The 9,266-nt window shown below is 73.9% G+C and carries 11 protein-coding genes and 1 pseudogene; 3 read left to right on the top strand and 9 right to left on the bottom strand.

Annotated features, from left to right (window positions below; translation table 11 throughout):
• Positions 1-14 precede the first annotated feature (14 nt).
• Both VGP36_18750 and recO read right to left on the bottom strand, forming a co-directional pair.
• Positions 15-311, bottom strand: a complete 297-nt coding sequence (locus VGP36_18750) for a type II toxin-antitoxin system prevent-host-death family antitoxin (GenBank protein HEV7656757.1) — start codon at positions 309-311, stop codon at positions 15-17.
• A 42-nt stretch (positions 312-353) separates the two neighbouring features.
• Entirely contained in the window at positions 354-1,094 is a 741-nt protein-coding gene (gene recO, locus VGP36_18745; protein HEV7656756.1) for a DNA repair protein RecO, read from the bottom strand.
• A 71-nt stretch (positions 1,095-1,165) separates the two neighbouring features.
• On the opposite strand from recO, the gene VGP36_18740 reads away from it, so the two are divergent.
• Positions 1,166-2,164 (top strand): GNAT family N-acetyltransferase, encoded by a 999-nt coding sequence (locus VGP36_18740; GenBank protein HEV7656755.1) that lies wholly within the window; start codon positions 1,166-1,168, stop codon positions 2,162-2,164.
• Here the strand turns inward: VGP36_18740 and VGP36_18735 are convergent.
• The 7 genes and pseudogenes from VGP36_18735 to VGP36_18705 form a co-directional block, all read right to left on the bottom strand.
• A complete protein-coding gene (locus tag VGP36_18735) occupies positions 2,145-3,329 on the bottom strand; it encodes an MFS transporter (GenBank protein ID HEV7656754.1) in 1,185 nt (394 codons plus the stop codon). The two genes, VGP36_18740 and VGP36_18735, sit on opposite strands and share 20 nt — an antisense overlap.
• 152 nt (positions 3,330-3,481) lie before the next feature.
• Positions 3,482-4,381 carry a GTPase Era gene (gene era / locus VGP36_18730; protein ID HEV7656753.1) on the bottom strand — a complete coding sequence of 300 codons (900 nt, stop codon included), beginning with the start codon at positions 4,379-4,381 and terminating at the stop codon, positions 3,482-3,484.
• Between the two features lie 242 nt (positions 4,382-4,623).
• Positions 4,624-4,947, bottom strand: a complete 324-nt coding sequence (locus VGP36_18725) for a cytidine deaminase (GenBank protein ID HEV7656752.1) — start codon at positions 4,945-4,947, stop codon at positions 4,624-4,626.
• A gap of 178 nt (positions 4,948-5,125) precedes the next feature.
• Positions 5,126-6,439, bottom strand: coding sequence for a hemolysin family protein (locus tag VGP36_18720; GenBank protein ID HEV7656751.1), 1,314 nt, complete (start codon positions 6,437-6,439; stop codon positions 5,126-5,128).
• A 20-nt stretch (positions 6,440-6,459) separates the two neighbouring features.
• Positions 6,460-6,903 (bottom strand): annotated as a pseudogene (gene ybeY / locus VGP36_18715) (rRNA maturation RNase YbeY).
• Positions 6,900-7,868: a PhoH family protein gene (locus tag VGP36_18710; GenBank protein HEV7656750.1), complete on the bottom strand. Its 969-nt coding sequence runs from the start codon at positions 7,866-7,868 to the stop codon at positions 6,900-6,902. The pseudogene ybeY and the gene VGP36_18710 overlap by 4 nt, the downstream one beginning before the upstream one ends.
• A 113-nt stretch (positions 7,869-7,981) precedes the next feature.
• Positions 7,982-8,326, bottom strand: a complete 345-nt coding sequence (locus tag VGP36_18705; protein ID HEV7656749.1) for a histidine triad nucleotide-binding protein — start codon at positions 8,324-8,326, stop codon at positions 7,982-7,984.
• Positions 8,327-8,437: 111 nt separating this feature from the next.
• Here VGP36_18705 and VGP36_18700 point away from each other — a divergent pair, with 111 nt between their 5' ends.
• Positions 8,438-8,953 (top strand): SigE family RNA polymerase sigma factor, encoded by a 516-nt coding sequence (locus VGP36_18700; GenBank protein ID HEV7656748.1) that lies wholly within the window; start codon positions 8,438-8,440, stop codon positions 8,951-8,953.
• Positions 8,946-9,266, top strand: a 321-nt coding sequence (locus VGP36_18695) for a hypothetical protein (GenBank protein ID HEV7656747.1), incomplete at its 3' end; no start/stop codon positions are given. The genes VGP36_18700 and VGP36_18695, both read left to right, overlap by 8 nt.

Raw genomic sequence — 9,266 nt, 5'->3', positions numbered from 1 at the left:
TGTAGAGGGCCATCTCAGCGCCAGTCCTCCTCGCGGTCGCGGATGAGCTGCTCGCTGATGGGGGGTTCGCCGGGAGTTCGGGGCACGGGCCTGGGCAGCGGCCTGGTGCGCGGGCCGGCCCGGTGTTCGAGGAGTCCTTCGGCCTCCAGCTGGTCGAGAGCGTCATTGCTGGTCTGAGGGATGGGGGTCAGGAGGGCTACGGGGTGACCGTGTTCGGTCACCCGGAGCGTCTCGCCCTGCGCGATCCGGCGCAGGTAGACGCTCAGGTTCTGGCGCAGCTCGCGCACTCCGACGTCATCCACGTCGGTCACCGTAGGCATGTAGCACACGATAGTCCATGATGCAGGGTGACATCACGTGGGTTTCACGCGCTCGACCAGCGGGAGGGAGCGCAGGCCGCGTTCGAGGTGCCACTGGAGGTGGGCGGCGACCAGGCCGCTGGCCTCCCGGCGGGCGGCCGGTCCGCTGGCCTCGGCGGTGCCCCAGTCGCCGGTCAGCAACGCGACCATCAGCGCGACCGACTCGGCCTCCGGGGTGGACGAACCCGCCGGCCGGCACTCGGCGCAGACCGCACCGCCGGCCGGCACCGAGAACGCGCGGTGCGGCCCGGGCGCGCCGCAGCGGGCGCACTCGGCCAGCGCCGGCTCCCAGCCCGCGGACGACATGGCCCGGACCAGGAACGCGTCCAGCACCAGCGACGGGTCGTGCGCACCGGCGGCGATCCCGCGCAGCGCGCCGACGACGAGCAGGTAGAGCCGCAGGGCCGGCTCCCGCTCCTCGGCGGTGAGCCGCTCCGCGGTCTCCAGGATCGCGGTCCCGGTGGTGTAGCGGCCGTAGTCGCCGACGATCTCCTTGCCGTACGCACCGAGGGACTCGGCCTGGGTGACGATGTCCAGCGACCGGCCGGTGTAGAGCTGCAGGTCGACGTGGCTGAACGGCTCCAGCCGGGCCCCGAACCGGGACGTGGTCCGCCGCACGCCCTTGCCGACCGCCCGGACCCGCCCGGTACGCCTGGTCAGCAGCGTGACGATCCGGTCGGCCTCGCCGAGCTTCTGTACCCGCAGGACCACCGCCTCGTCCCGGTACAGCGCCACGCCACCAGTCTCGCACCGCTCGCCGACGAAATCCGGTTGGCACGATCCGGGACAGTGAGTGCGTGTCAACCATGCGGATCAGCCGGTTCGACCATGAGACCGCCACGGAGGCGGACATCGCCGCCATGTTCGCGGTGAAGTCGGGCGCCGCCGCGGTCGACCGCCCCGCGGACCCGCCGCTGCTGCTGGCCGACACCGCCACCACGATCCGCAACTCCCGTCCCGACCGGAGCCGGCCGCACTTCCTGGCCCGGGCGGGCGACGACGTCCTCGGCGGGGCCGTGCTCTGGCTGTCGCTGGCTGACAACCTGCACATGGGCCTGCTCGGCCTGCGGGTGCACCCCGATCACCGCCGGCGCGGGGCCGGCACCGCGCTGCTGCGCGACGTGGTCGGCGTGATGGCCGAGCTCGGCCGGCCGGTGCTGCTGACCGAGTTCGACGCCGGTGGCCCCGGCGACGGCTTCGCGACCGCGTTCGGGTTCCGCCTCGTCCAGACCGATCGGTTGTCGCTGCTGCGCCTGTCCGACGTGGACTGGGCCGACCTGGAGGTGACCGCCGCCGCGAAACACCCCGGCTACCGGATCGAGGCCTGGACCGGCTCAGCGCCGGACGAGCTGATCGCCGGGTACGCGGCGGCGAAGAGCGCGATGAACGACGCCCCGCGCGACGACGCCGACTTCGGGGACTTCCTCTACACGCCCGAGAGCATCCGCGCCGACGAGGAGATGCTGGCCGTGCTCGGCGAGTCCCGGGTGGTCGTCGCGGTGCACGAGGAGACCGGTGCGGTCGCCGCGTTCACCGAGATCCTCGGCCGCCGGTCGTACCGGGCCGATCAGGAGGACACGGCCGTGGTGCCGGCCCACCGCGGCAGCGGGCTCGGACTGTGGATCAAGAGCGACATGCTGCTGCGGCTGCGGGCCGAGCGCCCGGACGTCACCGAGGTGATCACCGGCAACGCGGCCACCAACCGCTACATGCTCGCGATCAACGACCGGCTCGGCTTCCACCCCTGGATCGAGATCCACGGCTGGCAGGCCGACGTCGCGGCGCTCACGGCCCGGCTGGGGTGAGCTTGCGGGCGAAGGCCAGCACGAGCAGGGCGGCCAGGGCCCCGGCGGCGACCGTCACGCCGTACGCGGCCCGGCCCCCGGCGGCGTCGACGACCTGGCCGGTCACGGTGGCCGAGAGCGCGATCCCCGCCCCGAGCCCGGTGCTGAACCAGGTCAGCCCCTCGGTCCGGGCCCCGGCCGGCACCAGCCTCTCCAGCAGCGCGAACCCGGCGATCAGCGCGGGCGAGATCGCGAACCCGGCCAGGAACACCAGCACGGCCAGCAGCGGCACGTCCGGGGCGAACATCAGCGGCACGGTCACCGCGGCCAGCAGCACGACCCCGAACACGAACCGGCGCGCGGGCGGCGTACGCCAGTTCACCGTCCCGTAGCCCAGCCCGGACAGCAGGCTGCCGCCGGCCAGCAGCGCCAGCACGATGCCCGCGGCCGCCGGCCGACCGTGCTCGTCGGTGAACGCCACCGTGGCCACCTCGACCGAGCCGAAGATGCCGCCCATCGCCAGCCCGACCGCGATCATCACCCGCAGCCCGGCCAGCCGCAGCGCCGACCGCCCCCGCCCGGTCACCGGGTGCGGCGGCGGCTCGGTCCGGCGCAGCCCGGCCAGCGTGAGCGACCCGACCGCCGCCAACGCCCAGGCCGCGCACACCCCGGCCACCGGGACGACCTGGGTCGCCAGCGTGGTGACCAGCACCGGCCCGACCACGAACACGACCTCGTCCAGCACGGACTCCAGCGAGAACGCGGTCGGCAGCAGCGGCGACCCGCCCAGCGCGTACGCCCAGCGGGCCCGGACCAGCGAGCCGGCCTGGGCGAAGCTGCCGCCCCAGAGCGCCGCGGCCGGGAACAGCGTCCAGTCCGGGGCGCCGGTCAGCGAGACCGCGACCAGCGCGCCGGCGCCGGCGGTGTGCAGCGCGAGCGCGGGCAGCAGCACCCGCGCCTGCCCGTGCCGGTCGACCAGCCGGCCCAGCACCGGGCCGAGCAGCGCCTGGGCCAGCGCCAGCGTCGCCGACACCGCCCCCGCCAGCGCGTACGACCCGGTGGAGTCGGCGACGAGCAGGACCGTGCCGAGGGTCTGCATGGACAGCGGGAACCGGGCGACCAGCCCGGCCGCCGCGAACGCCGGCGCTCCGGGAACCCGCAGGACCTCCCGGTACGGGCCGAGCATCAGGCCGTGTCTCGCGACCGGCGGTGGATGCGGGCGGCGGTCAGGCGGCGTCCGGCAAGGCGGAGGGGCCGGCCGATACCGGGGTTGTATCGGTCGCGGCCGGTCGTCGTCTGAGCGTCGATCCGCGCCGCCAGGTGGTTGTGAGACACGGCCTAGAAACCGAGGCGGCGCAGCTGCCTCGGGTCGCGCTGCCAGTCCTTGAGCACGTTCACGTGCAGGTCGAGGTAGACCCGCCCGCCGAGCAGGGCCTCGATCTCCCGGCGGGCCGCGGTCCCGACCGTCTTCAGCCGGGAGCCGCCGGAGCCGAGCACGATCGGCTTCTGGCTGTCCCGCTCGACGTGCACGGTCGCGTGGATGACGGTCAGGTCGCCCGCGGCCGACATCTCGTCGATGGAGACCGCGAGCGAGTGCGGCAGCTCGTCCCGGACGCCTTCCAGCGCCGCCTCCCGGATCAGCTCGGTGATCCGCAGCTCGGTCGGCTCGTCGGTCAGCTCGTTGTCCGGGTAGAGCGGCGGACCCTCCGGCAGCCGGGCCACCAACAGGTCCGCGAGCAGCTCGACCTGGAAGGCGGAGACCGCGGAGACCGGCACGATGTCGGCCCACTCCAGCCCCGTCTGCTCCCCCAGCTGCTGGACGGCCATCAGCGCGGCCGCCACCGCCGGCGGCTGCACCAGATCGGTCTTGGTCACCACCGCGAACACCGGCTTGGTCTTGAGATTGGCCAGTTCGCGGGCGATGAACCGGTCGCCCGGCCCGACCGCGACGTCCGCGGGCAGGCAGAGCGCGATCACGTCGACACCGGACCAGGTCTCCCGGACCACCGCGTTCAGCCGCTCGCCCAGCAGCGTCCGGGGCCGGTGCAGCCCGGGCGTGTCGACCAGCACGAGCTGGGCGTCGGGACGGGTCAGGATGCCGCGCACCGCGTGCCGGGTCGTCTGCGGGCGGCTGGAGGTGATCGCGATCTTCTCGCCGACCAGCGCGTTGGTCAGGGTCGACTTGCCCGCGTTGGGCCTGCCCACGAGGCTGGCGAAGCCGGAACGGGGAGTGCTCATCCAGCCATCCTGCCAGTACGCGCCGGATCTCCGATCGTGTCCTCTGAGCCAGTTCTTACCTGGAGGCAACCGGGAATGGCCCCGCGGGCAGGTACGTTGGACCAGTCGTACCGACCTGGACCTGTGTCCCCGGGCTCCACTTTTAGTCGCCACGAGCGACCACTCGCCGAGAGGCGACCAGCCGGGTCGGTGCGTCACGTACGAGAGGGCGGTTCCTTCGGGAGCCGCCCTCTCGGTCTTTCCTACCTGGGAGTCCCGTCCGGGCCGGCCACGATCACCGGCGCGTCCCGGGTGAGGTCGGCGACGGCCGCCCGGCCGGCCTCGTCCGCCTGGTCCGCGTCCGTGACGAGCGCGGCGGCCTCCAGGCCCCGGGCGCCGCTGGCGACCGCGGCGGCGACCGCGGCCTGGAGCGCGGACAGGCTCAGCGACGGCAGCGCGACGGTCGTACCCACGTACGTCCGCCCGTCGGTGTCCCGTACGGCCGCCCCCTCGGCGGCTCCGATCCGCCCCCGCGCCGCCCGCGCCAACGTCACGATCTTCGCGTCCTCCACACCCAGCTCGCTCACACCCGCCATCCTGCCAACCCGGGCGGGCGGCCCTCCCGGGGGACCGCCCACCCGGGTCGCGGCGGCCGAGGGAGATGTCGACGCCGCCCGCCGCCATCTCGGCCGGGCCCTGGCGATCGTGCGGACGCCGCAGGAGGAGGCCGCCGTCCGGGCCGAACTGGACGCCCTCGCGGGCTGATCAGCTCTCGGCGCCGCGCTCGGCCGGCCGGCGGTCGCGGACGACCTCGGCCGGCGCCTCCCGGCTGACCAGGACGGTGTCGATGCGGTTGCGGCGGCCGCCGGTGGTCTCGGCGGTCAGCCGCAGCCCGTCGACCGAGACGGTCGCGCCCGGGATCGGGACCCGGCCGAGCTCGCGGGCGAGCAGCCCGCCGACCGTCTCCACGTCGCCGGCGTCCTCGATCGGCGTGCCGAACAGCTGCCCCAGGTCCTCGACCGCCATCCGGGCCGTGAGCCGGGCGGTGTCGGCGTCGACCCACTCGACCGGCGCGCGCTCGGTGTCGTACTCGTCCGCGATCTCGCCGACGATCTCCTCGAGAATGTCCTCGATGGTCAGCACGCCCGCGGTCCCGCCGTACTCGTCGATGACGACGGCCATGTGCGTACGCCGGGCCTGCATCTCCCGCAGCAGCTCGTCCACCGGCTTGGACTCCGGCACGAACGTCGGCGTCCGCATCAGGTCCTCGACCTTGGTCGCGCGCGCATGCGGGTCCTGGGCCCGGGCGGCCAGGTCCTTGAGGTAGACCACGCCGACGACGTCGTCGACGTTCTCGCCGACCACCGGGATGCGGGAGAAGCCGGAACGCAGCGCCAGCGCGAGCGCCTGCCGGACGCTCTTGCCGCGCTCGATCCACACCACCTCGGTCCGCGGCACCATGACCTCGCGGGCGATCGTGTCGCCCAGCTCGAAGACCGAGTGGATCATGTTGCGCTCGCCGTGCTCGACGACGCCGCGCTGCTCGGCCAGGTCGACCAGCTCGCGCAGCTCGACCTCGGTCGCGAACGGCCCCTCCCGGAAGCCGCGGCCCGGGGTGATCGCGTTGCCGATGAGGATGAGCAGCGAGGCCAGCGGGCCGAGCACGCGGACCAGGCCGTGCACCAGGCCGGCGGTGGACAGCGCCAGGCGATAGGGATGCTGCCGCCCGAGCGTCCGCGGCCCCACCCCCACCAGCACGTACGAGACGACGACCATCACCGCGACCGTCAACGCGACCGCGGTCCAGCGCGGGCCGAGCCAGCTCATCACCGCCCGGGCGACCAGCACGGTCGCCAGCAGCTCGCAGATCAGCCGGAGCAGCAGCAGCAGGTTGGTGTGCCGGGGCAGGTCGGCCAGCACCCGCAGCAGCCGCCCGGCGCGCCGGTCACCGCCGCGCTCCATCTCCTCGACCCGGGCCGCGGACACCCGCAGCAGCGCCGACTCCAGGCCGGCCAGGACCCCCGCCAGCGGCACCAGCAGCGCCGCCACGACCAGCAGGACGACGTCCCTCCCGGTCATCGCGCCTGCGCGCCGGCCCGCCAGGACTCGAGCAGCGACGCCTGCAGGGCGAACATCTCGCGCTCCTCCTCCGGCTCCGCGTGGTCGTAGCCGAGCAGGTGCAGGACGCCGTGCGTGGTGAGCAGCTCCAGCTCGGCCTCGAGCGAGTGGCCCGCCGTCCGGGCCCCGCGCCGCGCGTACTCCGGGCAGAGCACGACGTCGCCGAGCAGCGTCGGACCGGGCTCGTGCTCGTCCGGGCTGCGGGCGGTGTCCAGCTCGTCCATCGGGAAGGCGAGCACGTCGGTCGGGCCGGGCTCGCCCATCCAGCGCTCGTGCAGCGAGGACATCGTCGACTGGTCGACGACGATCACCGACAGCTCGGCCAGCGGGCTGACCCCGAGCTGGTCGAGCGCGTGCCGGGCCACCGCGGACAGCGCCGCCTCGTCGACCGCGATCCCCGACTCGTTGGCGATCTCGATGCTCACCGTCGGTGTCCCCGCGTCCTGTCGTTGGCCGTACGCGGCGCCGCGGTCTGGACGACCTGCGCGTCGTAGCGCGCGTACGCGTCCACGATGTCACCGACCAGCCGGTGCCGCACGACATCGGTGCTGGTCAGCTCGGCGAAGTGGACGTCCTCGACGCCGTCGAGGATGTCGCGCACCACCCGCAGGCCGCTGCGCTGCCCGGCCGGCAGGTCGATCTGGGTCACGTCGCCGGTCACCACGATCCGGGACCCGAACCCGAGCCGGGTCAGGAACATCTTCATCTGCTCCGGCGTGGTGTTCTGGGCCTCGTCCAGGATGATGAAGGCGTCGTTCAGGGTCCGGCCCCGCATGTACGCCAGCGGCGCGATCTCGATCGTGCCGGCCTGCGTCAGCCGCGGGATCGACTCCGGGTCGACCATGTCGTGCAACGCGTCCAGCAGCGGCCGCAGGTACGGGTCGATCTTGTCCAGCAGCGTGCCGGGCAGGTAACCCAGCCGCTCCCCCGCCTCGACCGCCGGCCGGGTCAGGATGATGCGGTTGACCTGCTTGGACTGCAGCGCCTGCACCGCCTTCGCCACGGCCAGGTACGTCTTGCCGGTGCCGGCCGGGCCGATCCCGAACACGATCGTGTGCCGGTCGATCGCGTCGACGTACCGCTTCTGGTTCAGCGTCTTGGGCCGGATCGTGCGGCCGCGCCGGGACAGGATGTTGAGGTTGAGGACCTCGGCCGGTCGCTCGGACTCGCCGGCGCGCAGGATGCCGAGCGCGTGCGTGATCGAGTCGGCGGTGAGGATCTGGCCGGCGGCGACGAGCTCGAGCAGCTCCTCGAACAGGCGGACCGCGAGCGCGTTCTCCGCCGGGTCGCCGCTGATCGTGATCTCGTTGCCGCGAACGTGGATGTCGCTGGCCAGCGCCTCTTCGATGATCGTCAGCAGCTCGTCCCGGGACCCGAGCAGGCTGACCATGGCCTGCGATCCGGGCACGACGATCTTGGTCTGAGCGGCGCCTTCTCGGGTGGGTGTCGTGGGCACGGGTCGGGCGGCCCTGCTTCCTTCACGGAGATGTGACGTGGTCGAGTCTACCCGGGCGGCCACTGGAGATACCGGCCTCCGAGCACGTGACCGTGCACGTGCGGGACCGACTGGCCGGCGTCCGGTCCGGTGTTGAAGACCAGCCGCCAGCCGGAGTCCGCGACGCCCTCGGACGCGGCCACCGCGGCCGCCGTCCGGTGCAGCGCGGTCAGCCCCTCGGGGTCGGACGCGGCCAGCTCGGCGACATCCGGGTGGTGCGCCTTGGTGATCACCAGGACGTGCGTCGGGGCCCGCGGGTTGAGGTCCCGGAAGGCCAGCGTGAGCTCGTCGTCACGGACCACGGTCGCCGGGATGTCACCGGCGACGATCGAGCAGAACAGGCAGTCGGCCACGGCCCGGATCGTAGAGGTAAACCGGGAACGCCTGAACGGCGTCCTCTCCGTGTGACGTCTCTTGCGTTCGGGCGGCCCGCCGGCCTGGCCGACCCGGCTACGGTGCCGGTCGTGAGCCGGGAGGCGCGCCCGCTCGACGCGGACGACGCGGTGACCGCGTTGTACGTGGCGCACTACCGCGGCCTCGTCCGGCTGGCCGCCCTGCTGCTGGACGACGTCGGCGCGGCCGAGGAGGTCGTGCAGGACGCGTACGTGCGGATGCACGGCTCCTGGCGCAAGCTCCGCGACCCGCAGGCCGCGGTCGGCTACCTGCGTACGACCGTGCTCAACCTGGCCCGGTCCCGGCTGCGGCACCGGCAGGTGGTGCGCCGGCACGCGGCCGACCCGCTGCCGGACGCGCCCTCGGCCGAGCAGGGCGCGCTGGACCGGCTGGAGCAGGACCGGGTGGTGCTGGCGTTGCGGGCGCTGCCGGACCGGCAGCGCGAGTGCCTGGTGCTGCGCTACTACGGGGACCTGTCCGAGGCCCAGATCGCCGACGCTATGGGGATCAGCGCGGGCGCGGTCAAGAGCCACGCCTCCCGCGGGATGGCGGCGCTGCGGGCGGCGCTGGAGGTGTCCGGTGCGTGACGACGAGCTGGAGGACCTGCTGCGGCGCTCGCTGACCGCGCAGACCGACCGGATCGAGCCGGCCGGCGACGGGCTGCGCCGGATCCGGGAGCGGACCGCGCGCCGGCACTGGTCCCGGTGGCGGATGCCGGCCTTGGCGTTGGCCGGGGCGGTCGCGGTGGTGGCGGCGCTGGTCGCGGCGCCCGCGGTGCTGCCGTCGCTCAGCCCGTCCCGGCAGCAGGCGGCGGGCCCGTCCACCGCCTCCCCCGGGCCGACCCCGATCCCCGGCGCGGGCGTGAACGACCTGACCACCGTCTGGCCGTACGGGTCCCGG

Source organism: Mycobacteriales bacterium (assembly GCA_035995165.1).
In the GTDB taxonomy this organism is placed as follows: Bacteria; Actinomycetota; Actinomycetes; order Mycobacteriales; family CADCTP01; genus CADCTP01.
This window is presented reverse-complemented; position numbering and strand designations above follow the sequence as displayed.

Bases quoted from the DNA above. Each gene is read 5' to 3' on its own strand.
- VGP36_18740 (HEV7656755.1), top strand. From the start codon at position 1,166: ATGCGGATCAGCCGGTTCGACCATGAGACCGCCACGGAGGCGGACATC.
- VGP36_18735 (HEV7656754.1), bottom strand. From the start codon at position 3,329: ATGCTCGGCCCGTACCGGGAGGTCCTGCGGGTTCCCGGAGCGCCGGCG.
- era (HEV7656753.1), bottom strand. From the start codon at position 4,381: ATGAGCACTCCCCGTTCCGGCTTCGCCAGCCTCGTGGGCAGGCCCAAC.
- VGP36_18720 (HEV7656751.1), bottom strand. From the start codon at position 6,439: ATGACCGGGAGGGACGTCGTCCTGCTGGTCGTGGCGGCGCTGCTGGTG.
- VGP36_18710 (HEV7656750.1), bottom strand. From the start codon at position 7,868: ATGGTCAGCCTGCTCGGGTCCCGGGACGAGCTGCTGACGATCATCGAA.